The 13,562-nt window shown below is 54.3% G+C and carries 17 protein-coding genes; all 17 read left to right on the top strand.

Translation table 11 applies throughout. The annotated features are described in order from the left end of the window. A partial coding sequence (locus HPY81_10970) for a hypothetical protein (protein ID NPV27926.1) occupies nucleotides 1-2,435 on the top strand: 2,435 nt, incomplete at its 5' end. Between the two features lie 59 nt (nucleotides 2,436-2,494). Next, nucleotides 2,495-3,334, top strand: coding sequence for a hypothetical protein (locus tag HPY81_10965; protein NPV27925.1), 840 nt, complete (start codon nucleotides 2,495-2,497; stop codon nucleotides 3,332-3,334). Between the two features lie 32 nt (nucleotides 3,335-3,366). Next, on the top strand, nucleotides 3,367-4,020 hold the full coding sequence (locus HPY81_10960) for a LysM peptidoglycan-binding domain-containing protein (GenBank protein ID NPV27924.1): 654 nt from the start codon (nucleotides 3,367-3,369) through the stop codon (nucleotides 4,018-4,020). Beyond that, nucleotides 4,017-5,015, top strand: coding sequence for a phage portal protein (locus tag HPY81_10955; GenBank protein NPV27923.1), 999 nt, complete (start codon nucleotides 4,017-4,019; stop codon nucleotides 5,013-5,015). Before HPY81_10960 ends, HPY81_10955 begins: the two co-directional genes overlap by 4 nt. Then, a complete protein-coding gene (locus HPY81_10950; protein NPV27922.1) occupies nucleotides 4,996-5,433 on the top strand; it encodes a DUF2577 family protein in 438 nt (145 codons plus the stop codon). Before HPY81_10955 ends, HPY81_10950 begins: the two co-directional genes overlap by 20 nt. Beyond that, a complete protein-coding gene (locus tag HPY81_10945) occupies nucleotides 5,434-5,886 on the top strand; it encodes a DUF2634 domain-containing protein (protein NPV27921.1) in 453 nt (150 codons plus the stop codon). It abuts the gene before it with no gap. After that, nucleotides 5,887-6,999 (top strand): baseplate J/gp47 family protein, encoded by a 1,113-nt coding sequence (locus HPY81_10940; GenBank protein NPV27920.1) that lies wholly within the window; start codon nucleotides 5,887-5,889, stop codon nucleotides 6,997-6,999. It abuts the gene before it with no gap. Next, the gene (locus HPY81_10935; protein NPV27919.1) at nucleotides 6,996-8,075 is read left to right on the top strand and encodes a DUF2313 domain-containing protein; all 1,080 of its coding nucleotides are present in this window, start codon (nucleotides 6,996-6,998) and stop codon (nucleotides 8,073-8,075) included. Before HPY81_10940 ends, HPY81_10935 begins: the two co-directional genes overlap by 4 nt. Then, a complete protein-coding gene (locus HPY81_10930) occupies nucleotides 8,072-8,437 on the top strand; it encodes a hypothetical protein (protein NPV27918.1) in 366 nt (121 codons plus the stop codon). Before HPY81_10935 ends, HPY81_10930 begins: the two co-directional genes overlap by 4 nt. Before the next feature lie 13 nt (nucleotides 8,438-8,450). Next, entirely contained in the window at nucleotides 8,451-8,816 is a 366-nt protein-coding gene (locus tag HPY81_10925; GenBank protein NPV27917.1) for a hypothetical protein, read from the top strand. Nucleotides 8,817-8,829: 13 nt separating this feature from the next. Then, complete coding sequence (locus tag HPY81_10920) at nucleotides 8,830-9,201, top strand: hypothetical protein (GenBank protein NPV27916.1); 372 nt, start codon at nucleotides 8,830-8,832, stop codon at nucleotides 9,199-9,201. Then, nucleotides 9,202-10,740: a hypothetical protein gene (locus HPY81_10915; GenBank protein NPV27915.1), complete on the top strand. Its 1,539-nt coding sequence runs from the start codon at nucleotides 9,202-9,204 to the stop codon at nucleotides 10,738-10,740. It abuts the gene before it with no gap. A 75-nt stretch (nucleotides 10,741-10,815) separates the two neighbouring features. Further along, nucleotides 10,816-11,184: a diversity-generating retroelement protein Avd gene (gene avd / locus HPY81_10910; GenBank protein ID NPV27914.1), complete on the top strand. Its 369-nt coding sequence runs from the start codon at nucleotides 10,816-10,818 to the stop codon at nucleotides 11,182-11,184. 318 nt (nucleotides 11,185-11,502) lie between these two features. Continuing rightward, complete coding sequence (locus HPY81_10905; protein ID NPV27913.1) at nucleotides 11,503-12,576, top strand: RNA-dependent DNA polymerase; 1,074 nt, start codon at nucleotides 11,503-11,505, stop codon at nucleotides 12,574-12,576. 5 nt (nucleotides 12,577-12,581) lie between these two features. Then, nucleotides 12,582-12,803 (top strand): hypothetical protein, encoded by a 222-nt coding sequence (locus tag HPY81_10900; protein ID NPV27912.1) that lies wholly within the window; start codon nucleotides 12,582-12,584, stop codon nucleotides 12,801-12,803. Between the two features lie 5 nt (nucleotides 12,804-12,808). Next, on the top strand, nucleotides 12,809-13,171 hold the full coding sequence (locus HPY81_10895) for a hypothetical protein (protein NPV27911.1): 363 nt from the start codon (nucleotides 12,809-12,811) through the stop codon (nucleotides 13,169-13,171). Between the two features lie 15 nt (nucleotides 13,172-13,186). After that, nucleotides 13,187-13,562 (top strand): N-acetylmuramoyl-L-alanine amidase (locus HPY81_10890; protein ID NPV27910.1); only part of this gene is annotated, 376 nt, incomplete at its 3' end.

Here is a 13,562-nt window from a genome sequence, read left to right as displayed (position 1 = left end):
TGAAAGAATTCAACATGAAGTTCTCAAAAGAGCAGATGGACGCCATTGGCGGATTCGCCGGGTTCCTGACTGAGGCCGAGAGCAAATTTGCTGGCGGGGCTGACAAACTCAGCCAAACCGCAATAGGTCGCCTTTCTACCATCACCGACACTGTAAAATCCCTATTCCGCAAAGCCGGAATGGGCATGCTGGAAGCCATGAAGCCAAGGCTTGACAAAATAGTCGCTTGGTTTGATGGCAACAAGGATACGGTTGAACGATGGAAAGACTTACTTATGCGCTTTGGACAAGAGGGCGCCGAGCGTTTCCTGAGCTTTTTTGAGAGAGCATTCACCCGTCTGGGCCGCATCCTGGATGACCCGAAGTTTCAAAAGCTAGACTTCTGGGGTAAGGTGAAATTTATCATCGACGACATCTCCGCCGGTATCAAGGATTGGCTGGATTCTGGCGGACGGGATAAGATTGTTGCCGTCGGTCGGGAGATCGGCGGGTTCCTTTTCACGGGTATTAAGATGGGTGTCACCGAAGCCCTGAAAGGCCTGGGCAAGTTAAACCTCGAGGCACTTAAGAAGCCGACCGCCGAGAACATTGGTAGCGCAGTCCTAGCAGACGTGCTTGCGATTGGTGCAGGTAGTGCATTGCTCGGACCGGTTTTCCGGCTAGGCAAATGGGCCATCGGCCTTGGCGGGCGCATCCTGGGGCGTGGAGCGGCGGCTGGCGCAGGCGTTGCGGCGGAAGCCGCGGCGGAAACAGCAGCCACCACGACAGCGGCATCCAGGGGGTTCAATCTCGGGCAATTACTACGGGAGTGGTTCGTCAACCCGGCCAGTAAGCGAGCACTGGAGCCAATCAAGCGAACGGTAATCCCTGGTACTCCCGAACAAATATATCGCTATCGCGGCTTCCTGCCTGGGTCGCAGGAAGTTGAGGCATTCAGGGAAGCGGGAACGGCCGCCAGGACCGTGGGCGGCGGCTGGGCACCCATGCGCTACATCGGCAAGTTTGGCAAGGTCGGGAACTTCTTATCACGCTTATCACGATGGGCCGTTCCCCTTACCTTAGCCACAGGAGCGGCAGAGGTTGCGTTTGCTCGTCCAGAAGAACGATTGCAGACGGGAATGAAAGTCGGCGGACGACTTGCTGGCGGCCTGGCCGGAGCCTCTCTGGGAGCAAAGGCAGGTGCTGCCATGGGTACTCTGATTGCTCCCGGCGTTGGTACCGTCATTGGCGGGGCAATCGGCGGGCTTGGCGGTGGTATTGCCGGGGCCATCGGCGGCGAATCGGTTACAAAATGGCTGTTCGCCAAGAAAGATGCCATAACGGCATGGGGTAAAAATACCGGCAAAGCGATAGGCGGATTTTTCACGGAAACGCTGCCGGACTTCTTCACAAAAACAATACCAAGTGCAGCAAGCAGGGCTGGAACTGCGATCTCTAACTTTGGAACAAAAATCGGAGACTCTATCGGTGAGTTTTTCACGAAAACAGTTCCAAACTTTTTAACGGTTCAGGTACCATATGCTATAGGTTATGCTGCTGGTGCTGTTAAGAAATTCTTCACCCAAACGCTTCCGCAAGGTTGGGATAATTTGTGGAGTTCTGTTGGTAACTTCTTTACACAAAGCATTCCAGCCTGGTGGACGGGAACAATCGTGCCGGCATGGAACAACTTCTGGGCATCAGTAGGGAACTTTTTCACTCAAACAATCCCTGCTTGGGCGACCGGTGCATACAACACGGCGGTAAACTTCTTTACCGTTTCAGTCCCGGCGTTCTTCACTGGCCTATGGGATTCCGTGTATGGTTTTTTTACAGAGACCATACCAACCTGGGCGACATGGGCTTACGAGAAGGCGGATGAATTCTTCACCCAAAAAGTCCCTGAGTTCTTTACCGGACTATGGGATAGTGTGACTGCCTTTGTGACTGAAAAAATACCGGAGTACGCAAAGGGGTTAAAGGACAAAATCAGCGGTTGGCTTGACAGCTTCAAGGACTGGGCAGGCAATATCTGGGACAGGGTAAAGTCTAGCTTTTCAGCCGGATATGAAGCTGGATCAGGCGAAGGCCTGAATGTTGCAAAGCACGCTTTTGGCGGCATTCTCACCCGTCCCCACCTGGGCCTGGTTGCCGAGGCTGGCCCGGAGGCTATCATACCACTTTCAGCTCGTATGAGGCCGCGGGCTCTGGAGCTATGGCGAGAAACCGGCCGCAGGTTGGGCGTGCAACAGTTCGAATTCGGCGGGTTTACGGCTCCAGTGGTTGTCGCGGGCGCAGGCATGGGCGCTCCAACGATCAACCTTAACTTTGACCTGGCCGGCCTGGTGGGACAGATAACGGTTCAAGCCCGTGAGGACCTTGACCAGTCGGCTGACCAAATTGCGGCCGTCATCGCGGCGAAATTGAAGACCATTTTCTACAATCTGCCCGGTTAGTAGGATTTTCCTGCTCAAATAGCGAAATGTAGCATAATTAATTAACGGAGGTGTGCTACATGGGCGTATTAGCAGGATTGATTGCGCTTTTGGGTATGGCCGGGGTGGTCGTTGCCCTGGTCATGCTGATTGTTCAGTTCCTCTTTAAGCGGGGGTGGACCAAGAAAAGGATTTGGACGGTAGGGGCTGTCTCTCTGGCCCTGTTCGTGGTTGGTGTGGTTATGGGGGTCTCGTCAGTACCCGATGGATACAAAGCTGGATACAAAGCGGGACAACAGGTGGTGAGGGATGAGAAAGTGACTACAACATCCCCCGCCCCTTCCCCAACCTCTACCCCTTCCGTTGAACCAGTCAATAACCAAGTGGTGGTTGAGCAACCCAAGCCTGGTAAAACGACGGAAGAAGCAACCACCGACAAGACCGCTCAAAGCGAGCAAAAGGATAAGGGCATAAACATACCGGAGCTTTTGAGCCAGGATTATAAGGGCATTGTCCAGATACTGGGGAAACCTGCCGAAGAAAAAACGGCAAAATCGGATGAGCGGATAGTTAAATATGCTCTGCCAGCCTTCGAGTTAGAAATAAAGCTGTTTTTGGATAAGCCAATATCCATAGACATTACCCCACTTAAAGAATACAAGTTCGCAAGCAGCACTGGTTATGCGATTACTGATGTGCCGGATGATATTATGCAGCTATTGCAGGACATGGGGTTTAGCAAGGCTTCTGTTACCGGAGAAGGAGACACCCCGGAGACACGATTATTTTCATATGTGGATTACGGTTCGCCATTGAGAGAATATGAAATCAGGGTGAATAGTGAAGATTGGCGGGCCGTGAATGAAGGCAAAACCTCAAAGGTAAGCTGGGTTTATATTAAGCTCATTAAAACGAAGTGAGTGCTGGCTTCTTAATAATCGGAGTGATGCATATGGATTTTTACCTCCTTTCCCCTGACGGCCAGGACCTGCACTTCCCGGTCAACCCGGGCGAGGTAACGGTCGAGGGAGCAAAGAAGATCGAGACGGTTTCAATCATAAATATCGGAGATGTGGATTTCCCCGTAGGCGACGAGCGCACGGGGATTTCTTTTAGCTCGTTTTTCCCGCGGGATTATGACCGGAGCTACTGCCAGTATGCGAGTATCCCCACCCCGGAGGAAGCCCTGGGACGGCTGATTGAATGGCAGACAAATGGGAAACCGATCCGCCTACTGATCACGGAAACGTCTATTAACATGCTGGTGCTCATCGCCCGCATCACCCACCGTTATGTAGGCGGAGAACCGGGAGATATCTACTATGAGCTGTCCATGCGGCAGTGGCGGGAGGTAAAAGTCAGGACTGCCGCCCAAGCTCAGGCCGCATCCCAGGGAGGCACAGCTACTCCGGCCACGCCCCGGGCCGACACCAAGCCGGTCCCGAAGGTCTATGAGGTTAAGTCTGGAGACACGCTCTGGAAAATCGCAAAGCTCCAGTTGGGCGACGGCTCGCAGTGGGAAAATATATATGCCAACAACAAAGCTACCATTGGGAGTAACCCAAATCTAATAATTCCCGGCCAGAGGTTGGTGATGCCTACATGATCAATCCTGGTCTTGTACCCTATGAGGTGGTCTTGGCGGATAAGTGGTTCCTCCGGGAGATCGTTGAAAGTATCACCATTGAGGAAAGCCTGGACGAGATTGCCGCCCGGGCTACCGTGGTGATGGCGATCACCCCAGACTTTCCGGGCATCGCTCCAGGCCAGGCCATGCGCGTGAGCGGCGTACCCTTCGGTGGTAATACTATGGTGGTCTTATTGAACGGGGTTATCTGGGAGTGCGATTCGGTCACTAGGGGGCAGAAGCACCTCACGGCCACCGTGTATGACCGGAGCATCTACTTGGCGCGGAGTGAAGATGAATACCTGCTTCCTGCAGGCCAGACAGCTACCCAGCGGCTCAAACAATACGCGGCAGACTGGGGTATCGCCCTGGGGCAAGTAGCTGACACCGGCGTGGCCCTGGCAAAGGCGGTTTACCGGGCGCAGCCTATCTACAACATGTTGCTCGCTGATTTGAAGGAGACTGTGAGCAAAGGCGGCGGGATGTTCCGTCCCAGAATGACAGGCACCACTCTGGACCTGGTGTCACTGGGGAGTAACCAGACAGTGTGGGTCATGGAAGCCGACCAGAACACCGAGGAAATCAACCAGCGGCGCTCCCTTGAAGGAGCGGTGACCCAGGTAAAGGTTCTGGGGTCTGCGCCGGAAGAAGGCCGGTCGCCCGTTCTCGCACTGGAGAAAGGCGAAACGGCGAAGTATGGCACTCTCCAAAAGGTGATCCAGGACCCGAAGATCACCACCGCCGCGGACGCGAAACAAGCGGCGAAAGAGCAACTGTCCGGCATTCAGGAGACCATTACAGTTACGGCATTGGATATTAACACCATCCGTGCTGGCGATAAGGTCCAGCTTAACGGCATGGACCTCCTGGTTACATCTGCCCGGCATAATCTCGGCAGCCCGGGCCATATGACCATAGAACTGGTATCCGAGGCTTATGTAAGGAGGCGGTATTATGCCAGCGGACCCGTATAAAGAACTGGCGGGCATGATTGAACAGCGGGCAGCCGGGCCCGCGTGCCGGGTTGCTTCCTCCCTGCCGGCCGAATTGGGCACCATCACCCAGACCATGGCACTGAAGCTGGATCGCTTCCGCCACGAGATTAAGGATTACCTGGTTGCCGATTGGGAGTTAAAGATTGAACTCCCGCAAGCCTCACGGGTTATAAAGACGGCTGCCCCCGTTAATACGGACGGCAGCGACATCCCTGGGAGTACCCAATATTCCAGCCTGACCAGACTGGATTTCAATGTACAGGGCGTGGGCGATCCGACCGCCACAGTAAAGTGCCACCTCAACCTAAAAGCGGGTCTAAAACCTGGCGACCGGGTGCTGGTACTCCCGGTGAATGGAGGGCAGGATTTTATTGTGATCAGCAAGGTGGTGAGTTAAATGCCTTCTCTCTTTCCAACTGAACAGGTAACGGAAACACTGGAGGAAACACAGACCAGCCAAGTGAAGTTTGGCGGGTCTTTTGTTTTTAACTTCGATAAAGGAGATTTTGTTCTATCCCCTACTAATAAGGTGGTGAAAGCGGATGGCGCCGAGGCCTATCGTCAGTGGGCTAACAAAACCTTACGTACCCCACGGTACCGTCATCCCATTTATTCGCGGAATTACGGGCAGGAATTTGAGGACCTATTGCGCCGCAATCTTACCCGGGCCGGAAATGAAAGCGAGATTAAGCGGATGGTTACCGAGGCGCTTATGGTTGACTCTCGCACGGCCACCGTAGGGGATTTCACATTCGATTGGCAGGATGACGCAGTCTACTTCACCTGTACGGTTACGACGGCCCAAGGGGAGCAGGTGCAAGTCTCCGGCCAAGCGCAGGGGGTGAGTTAATTGTCTGCTATTGTGCTACCTGACTTCCTTCAGGACGAAACCGAAGAACAGATCATGTCCAGGATGATTGCCCGCCTTCCTTCTGATCTTGACGTTTCCGAGGGGTCATATCTCTGGGATGCCCTGGCGCCGGTGGCGGCTGAGGTGGTCCAGATGAAGCTGGAGGCCAGGGAAATCCTTAAGCGGGCCTTTATCCAATACAGCTATGGGAACTACGTTGACGCCCGGGCCGCCGACCGTGGGGTAACGCGAAAATCTGCGGTTAAAGCCATAGGGCAAGTGCAGGTTACGGGTGCACCTGCCACCGCCATCCCGGCAGGTACCCGTTTTTCTACAACAGCCGACTTGTCCACTGGAACGCCAGCAATAGAGTTTGTTTCTACGGCCCAGGCCAGCATTGGGGCTGGCGGGACGGTACTGGTGAACATCGAGGCGGTTGACGCTGGCGCTGAGGGGAATGTTCCAGCCGGAGCAATTAATCAGCTTATGGTCCCAATCGCCGGGGTCACGGCTGTAAGCAATCTGGAGGCCACCAGCGGCGGGGCTTTGCAAGAAAGCGACGATGATTTGATTTCTCGCTACCTTGAGCAGGTCCAGCGGCCACCGGACACCGGAAACAAGAACGATTACATCCGGTGGGTCAAAGAGGTGGCGGGAGTCGGCGATGCTATCTGCATCCCGCTTTGGAATGGCCCGGGCACTGTAAAGGTGGTAATCGTGGATAGCACAGGAGCACCGCCGAATTCCACCCTGGTGCAGCAGGTGCAGGATTATATCTCTCCTGCCCCTGGGATGGGCGAAGGTCGGGCACCAATTGGGGCGAGCGTAACCGTCACGGCTCCGACTACGGTGTCTATAAACGTCACCGCCACTCTGACATATGCGGCAGGATATGACCCGGCGTCGGTCCGGGCCAGTGTAGAGGCCACCATTGACACGCTACTCAAGGGCCTAAAGATCGGTGAGGATGTACGTTATGCCGCCATCGCCAACGCTGTTTATGACACGCCGGGCGTAGCTGACTATTCGAACCTCTTGGTTAATGGCGGGGCCGGTAATGTGGCTGTGGCCGAAGATGCCAAGGCAGTGAAGGGAGTGATTTCATTGACATGATGACATCTACTCATGGCAAAGAGATGATGGCTAACTCCCCCAGGTATTACGAGGCAAGCCGGGTGTTTCAGGCTCACATTGAGGCCAAAGGGATAGAACTGGATGACTTGGACACCATTCTCGCTGATATTGAGGCCCAGTTAACTGCTTCTACAGCAACTTGGGGGCTGCGGTACTGGGAGGAAATGTGTGGTCTGCCCACAAATACGCAGGATTCGCTGGAAACCAGAAGGGCGCGGGTTTTGGCTAAACTACGGAGTTTTTCCTCAGCCAAGCGGTATGACATTCTCAATGTGATCAAGTCATTTGTGAAATCTGGCCGGGTGGATTTGGTAGAGCATGCGAGCGAATACCGATTTGTGGCCATCCTGGCAGCCGAGGCCGACGCAAACGTGCCGGGAATTCTGGCGGCTATTGAGGAGGCCCGCCCGGCGCACCTGGCGTTCAGTCTGATACTTGCCATCCTTTCAAGGATGGCCGTGGTCCATGATCGCATCGTGACCTGGCATGTGCCTGTAAAGTCCGGCATGCCATCCAGTATTCGCAGGCTGGACAGGCTTAACAGGAGTATAAACGGTAATTTCAGATTAAATGCCTCGGTATCCATCGCCCCCATCCCTGGGCTATCCGGGTGGACACTGGCGAATGGGCGGACAAACCATAAGACGCATTACAATTTCTTGGTGCCGCGAAAGATGGGCGAGATCAGGGCCATGAGTGTTTCCCCCGACTACCAGGACGCCAGGTATAGGCTGGACGGGCGGTTTAACCTTGATTATGAGGTCCAGGACAGCAGATGGTTCTTGAGCGGTGCTGCTACTATCGGCTATGAAGGGTACCTGGCTGGCAGTTTGCTTTTGAATAGTGCCTGGTCCCTGAACTTTGCAAGGTTCCTGGATGGAAAGGTCGTAACGACACCGCGTCATTATCTCGCCGGGTACGGTGAAGTTCCCCTTGAGGTCGAACACAGGCAGCTTGACGGGACGTGGAAATTGGGCAAAACGATGGAAACCCACCGCCTGGTATGGGTCAAATGGCGAGATGGGATTGTAATTGAAAGGGGGTTGGTAAGTTGAATGTTGTAACGACTGTCTATGGCCGGGAGGCAATGGCGAAAGCCCACGCCGGTGATGCCTCTTTGCCAAAAATAACACACATTGCCTTTGGTGTAGGCGGCGGAGCCGGTGTGGCGCCCAACCCGAACGCTACAGCATTAACTTCGGAGATCATCCGTAAGGCAGTGGCAAACCATACTTTCCCGGTTTCCACCACGGTGCGCTACCACGTGGATATTACCGGGGATGAGGTGGGCGGCGCTGGCATCAATGAGGCGGCTCTCATAGACCAGACCGGTAAGGCTGTGGCTATTCAAACATTCGGAACTAAGACCATCGAGCCTGGCGAAACTGTAGGGTTCGATTGGGATGAAGAATTCTAAGGAGGTGTGAAATGTGGCGGTTTTAACTGGCACTCCGGTTTACAAGAACAACGTCAGGAAGTTGGAACCCACCGACCCGGCCGCGCCGGAAACCTGGGACCCTATCCACCAGGACCTGATCAATAACGATGTTTATCTCAAACAGCAGGTTGATCAGCTTAATATCCAAACATCCCAGGGGGAAGCCAATTTTGCCTCTACCAGCGGGGTTACCGTAAACCATAACTTGGGCAATACGGCTTACATGGTAAACATTACCCCGCTTGCCGATACAGGCGGAGACCTGGGTGACATTTTCATTACCAAGGCGGCGAACGCTTTCACTGTTTATAACACGGGTGGCTTCACCGGACTTTTCCGGTGGCAGATGACCACATAGGAGGTGTGTGACGATGGCTATTATCCAACACGATCCATCGAAACCTAATCAGGCAGTAAGTATCGACCAGACCAATCCAGCCCGTTTGGTGATTGCGCCTTTTGCATTCCCGGGCGGGAATTGCCCTGGGGGGACTATTGATCTCACGGAACACCAAGGGGGGCCATCTAGGATTTACCTCGATACCGACGGTGCCATATCGACCGACCTGTATAGAGACCATTACTGGCTCCTTGCTGAGGCTATCCTGCCTGAGCGCAGGTACGATAACGAGCCTACCGGGCAGGTTGATGAGCATGGTCAGCCCATCATGACCATGGTGGAGCGACCGCTGGATTTGAACAATATCCAGATTACCGTATTTTCTTTACCGGAGGTGGCATAAATGGCAAACATCAGTAAGTTATCCCTGGCTGCCCTTCGGGACAGAATTAACGCCGGCACTCGCGAGGTGGATGTTGTCCACAATTCCAAGGGCGATGGAAGCGGCACTACAGTCGTTTCTAAAATGATTTATGTCCCAAAGTTTCGCGTTCCTGCGAGCCTTTGGGATAGTGGGGCCTTCCCTGCCGCCGACCTGAAGCTGGGCGGTTTCTTGATCGACAAATACCCTAGCAGCCAGCCGGACGCCACAAACATAAGCCGCGGCGCCACCTCTCCGAACACCCCCGGTCAGGTGGCGGCAGTATCTCAGCAGGGGGTTGTCCCCTGGACTGATATTGACCACACCAATGCTAAAACTGCCTGTGCGAACCGGAAGATTAATGGGCGGGCGTGTCACATGGTCACGATGAAGGAATGGGCTACCATTGCCTTCCTGGTCAGGCTGCTCGGACATGATCTGCGCGGGAACAACAACTGGGGCCGGGATTATCGAGACTCCGACTATTGGGAGAATTACGGCATCGCCGACCCTGTTGTGGCAAGCTATACGGCAAGCTATGGCAAAACCCATTCCAGGGTGTTAACGGGAAGCGGCCCTATCTCCTGGAGCCATAACGGGATGGCTAACGGCATTTTTGACCTAATCGGTCTTTGGGAGTGGCTGGACTTCGTGATCGACTGCGGCCGCTACCAAGCTATCAAGACTGCGGCCATTAACGATACCGACGGCATCACCGCCACAGACACCGCGATTGTGATCGACGGGGTTCAGAGCCCCGAACTGTGGCCGACCACCAATGGGCTGGTGCTGATTAAGGCCGAGGGGACAAATACCGATGAATACGTAATTTACGGTTCCTTCGTGAATAATGGCAACGGCACCTATACTCTGAGCGGTTGCGTGCGCGGCCAGAACGGCACGGCGGCCAGCGCCCATGCCAACGATGCAGTGGTGCAGCAGATCACCGATTACTGCGTCATCCCTGGCGGATGGACCGCCAAGGTGGCAGATGCCGGCCTGAACAATACAACCAGCCCGGCCACGTTTACTATATCCAATCTGGTTAACGGGCCTGGTTGCACTGGCCCTGCTGTAGGAGATGTGCTCCAGTGTCAAACAGAGCAGCTGACCATAACTGCAGTAAGCGGCAACAGTATCACTGTGAGCCGCGGCGCTAATGGCTCGACGGTTGCTGCCCATGCCCAGGGAACTGGCATAGCCAAGATATCTCCGCAAATGAGCAATGATAACCCAACGTCCACAGACGCCACTTATGGTGCTTCGCAATTCGCTAAGTTTCTGACGATGAGAACAGAGGCAGAACTGGCAGCCCTGGCACTCCCAGCGACTGTTTCCTCTGGCGGCAATGAGGAATGGAAAGACGGTTTCTGGCTGCGGAATTATGGCCAGCGGGCTGCCCTCCGTGGTGGGTACTGGAACAATGTCTCGTATGCCCGGGCGGGGTTCGCGTTGACCCTGTACAATCCGCCGTCGGGCACGAGCATCACCATCGGCTTCCGCGCCGCTTTGTCTCTGTAAATCTGAAATCTGATTACTGAAAATCTGATGGCCTCGCGGTAGCGAGGCCTCGGTTCCGAAAGGATTTGTTAGGGTATGGAGCAGAAAGAAAACCAAGGCCGGCCCAGAGATGGGACCTTTATTCTCGCCCAGAAATGCGAGGATATGATCCTTTACGGGTATAAGGCCTTGCAACAGTTTCCCAAGTCGGAAAAGCACACCCTGGCCGCCGAGATGAAGAAGTCCATGGTCAACATTCAGCGGCTTATCATCACGGCTAATTTGCGGTACTACAAGAAGAATGCGCTTGAAGAACTGGACGTAGAAAAAGCTGTCCTGATGTTTTACCTCCGACTATCCAGACGCTTGGGTTTCTTGTCGCCCAAAAAGTACGAGGTTTGGGCCAGCATGTTGGAAGAAATCGGTCGAATGATAGGCGGATGGTTTAAGTCCATCAGGAAGTAATTTTTTGGGGCCTGGACTGACAATGTGCGGGCTGCCCTCCGTGGTGGGAACTGGAACAATGGCTCGAATGCCCGGGCGGGGTTCGCGTTGAACCTGAACAATCCGCCGTCGAACACGAACATCAACATCGGCTTCCGCGCCGCTTCGCCTAACTGTGCCAGAAGGCGGGGTCCTATTGGGATAACGTCCAGTGCTTTAGGCAAAGGAGTTCAGGTCCCTGTCGCGCCGGAAGCCCGGCCGGCAAAAAACATAAACAGGCAGCTCGTGGCTAGTAGGTTGCGACCGTCATGGGCTGCCGCCCTTTTGGGGGTGATGCCAATAGCAAAAACGTATACCGACCTTTATCCACGAATTTATGACTTTGAGAACATTGAGCTGGCTTACATGAAGGCCAGGCGCACAAAGAGGTTTAAGAACGAGGTGCCCGAATTCTCGTTCAACCTCGAAAGCAACCTGATCCAAATCCAGAATGAGTTGATCTATAAGGCATACCGAACTGGGCGATATCGCTGCTTTTACGTGCATGATCCCAAGACCCGCCAGGTTGCCGCCTTGCCTTTCAAAGATCGGGTGGTCCAGCATGCGCTATGCAATGTGATCGAACCTATTTTCGAGAAAAGGTTCATCCCTGATAGTTATGCCTGCCGCGTCGGAAAGGGTATTCATGCCGGCGCGGATCGGGTGACACAGTTCCTGCGGGTGGCCCAGCGGAAATGGGAAACAGTTTATTGCCTCAAGGCGGACGTGTCGCAATACTTCCCGAGCATTAACCATGCTATCCTGAAAGCAATCATCAGGAGGCGCATTGCCTGCCCTGATACACTCTGGCTGATTGACGAGATTATCGATAGCGGGGGTGATGGTAGTGACTGCCCGAGAGGCCTGCCAATTGGGAACCTAACATCTCAGTTATGGGCCAATGTCTACCTGGACCAATTGGACCACTTTGTGAAGGAGGTTCTCCGGGAGCCTTATTACGTTCGTTACATGGACGATTTTGTTATACTGGGCGGAGACAAAGGGCACTTGTGGCAAGTTAAGCGTGAGATTGAGGGCTTTCTTGCCGGTAAGCTGGACCTGCGGTTGAATGGCAAAACCGGCATTTGGCCCATCAGCCAAGGGATAGACTTCCTTGGATACCGCATCTGGCCCACGCATCGATTGGTCAGGAAGTCGAGCATCAAGAGGATGAAGCGAAAACTCAAGGCGTTCCAGCGGAAATACCGCGAAGGCCAGATCGACCTTGAGAAGATCAATGCTACCATTCAGTCATGGTTGGGCCACGTAAGCCATGCCAACAGTTATAATTTGCGGCGGAAGCTGCTGGAAGCTTTTGTTTTAACTAAGGGAGGAGATGTCGATGACTGGAATGATGATGGCCCCAGGAGGTGAGGCCCGTGCCGGGAGCTGATATCGCGCAATACGGAATTGCGTTTTTCACGGTGGCTGGGCTGATCTATCTTGTAACCCAATGGTTCAAGCAACGGGGTAATCGAGAACTGTCAGAGGTAATCCAGAACAATACCCGGGCGCTGGAGCAGTTGACCACTCTGATCCAGGTAACAATGACCCGCCAAGAAGCTAAAATTGACGAGCTACTTGAACGGGCCAGGCGGTGATGGTCATGCGGGGATTTTGGAATGATCCTGATGGGATCACTATCGAGGACCTTGCGGTCCTTGCATCACTGGGGCTGTATGTCTTTGTTGGAGTAAAAATCGCCCTGGCTGGAGATGTCTCCGCAAATCAGGTCGATTTTTTCGCTGTCTTGGGATACCCGATCATTGCGGCCATTGCCAAAAAAGCCATTGAACGGATTGGGTGGCCTACGCTTGGGCGGCGGGGACAGACCGCACCCTATCAATCTCCGTACCTTTATGACGGATATGGTTACTCGCCTACCCCGCAACAGGCTTATGTCCCGAGGGATGAAGGCGGCGGCGAAGAACAGGCTGGGGCTGGAATTTCTAATAAACCCACAATTTGAGGAGGTGTTGTTGAGTTGAAAGTTTGTATCGATCCTGGCCATGGCGGGGGTGATCCGGGGGCCATGGGGGTAAACGGCCGGCCAGAAAAGGAGACCAACCTCAGGGTGGCCCTTTTTGTAGAGCAAGACTTAAAAAGAAGGGGCATTGAGGTTCTGATGACCAGGCGGGACGACCGGGATGTCGGTCTTTCCGAGCGGTGCCAAATGGCAAACCGCTGGGGAGCCGATATTTTTGTGAGCCTCCACGCCGACGCCGCTGGCGGGCCGAGCGCCAAGGGACACCATGCTATTCACAGTATCCATTCCAAGCCGGGGCAAGGGGGCAACAAACTGGCCAGGCTTTTGGTGGACCAGGTAACACTGGTCACGGGCCGGCAGCCCTTCCCCCGGG

Source organism: Bacillota bacterium (genome assembly GCA_013178045.1).
GTDB lineage: Bacteria > Bacillota > Ch66 > Ch66 > Ch66 > Ch66.
Note: the sequence above shows the minus strand (reverse complement) of the source record. Positions and strands in the feature narration are given on the sequence as shown.

What these genes read in the sequence shown, in the direction of transcription:
- HPY81_10965 (NPV27925.1), top strand. Translation starts at nt 2,495, where the DNA reads ATGGGCGTATTAGCAGGATTGATTGCGCTTTTGGGTATGGCCGGGGTG.
- HPY81_10960 (NPV27924.1), top strand. Translation starts at nt 3,367, where the DNA reads ATGGATTTTTACCTCCTTTCCCCTGACGGCCAGGACCTGCACTTCCCG.
- HPY81_10955 (NPV27923.1), top strand. Translation starts at nt 4,017, where the DNA reads ATGATCAATCCTGGTCTTGTACCCTATGAGGTGGTCTTGGCGGATAAG.
- HPY81_10950 (NPV27922.1), top strand. Translation starts at nt 4,996, where the DNA reads ATGCCAGCGGACCCGTATAAAGAACTGGCGGGCATGATTGAACAGCGG.
- HPY81_10945 (NPV27921.1), top strand. Translation starts at nt 5,434, where the DNA reads ATGCCTTCTCTCTTTCCAACTGAACAGGTAACGGAAACACTGGAGGAA.
- HPY81_10935 (NPV27919.1), top strand. Translation starts at nt 6,996, where the DNA reads ATGATGACATCTACTCATGGCAAAGAGATGATGGCTAACTCCCCCAGG.
- HPY81_10920 (NPV27916.1), top strand. Translation starts at nt 8,830, where the DNA reads ATGGCTATTATCCAACACGATCCATCGAAACCTAATCAGGCAGTAAGT.
- HPY81_10915 (NPV27915.1), top strand. Translation starts at nt 9,202, where the DNA reads ATGGCAAACATCAGTAAGTTATCCCTGGCTGCCCTTCGGGACAGAATT.
- avd (NPV27914.1), top strand. Translation starts at nt 10,816, where the DNA reads ATGGAGCAGAAAGAAAACCAAGGCCGGCCCAGAGATGGGACCTTTATT.
- HPY81_10895 (NPV27911.1), top strand. Translation starts at nt 12,809, where the DNA reads ATGCGGGGATTTTGGAATGATCCTGATGGGATCACTATCGAGGACCTT.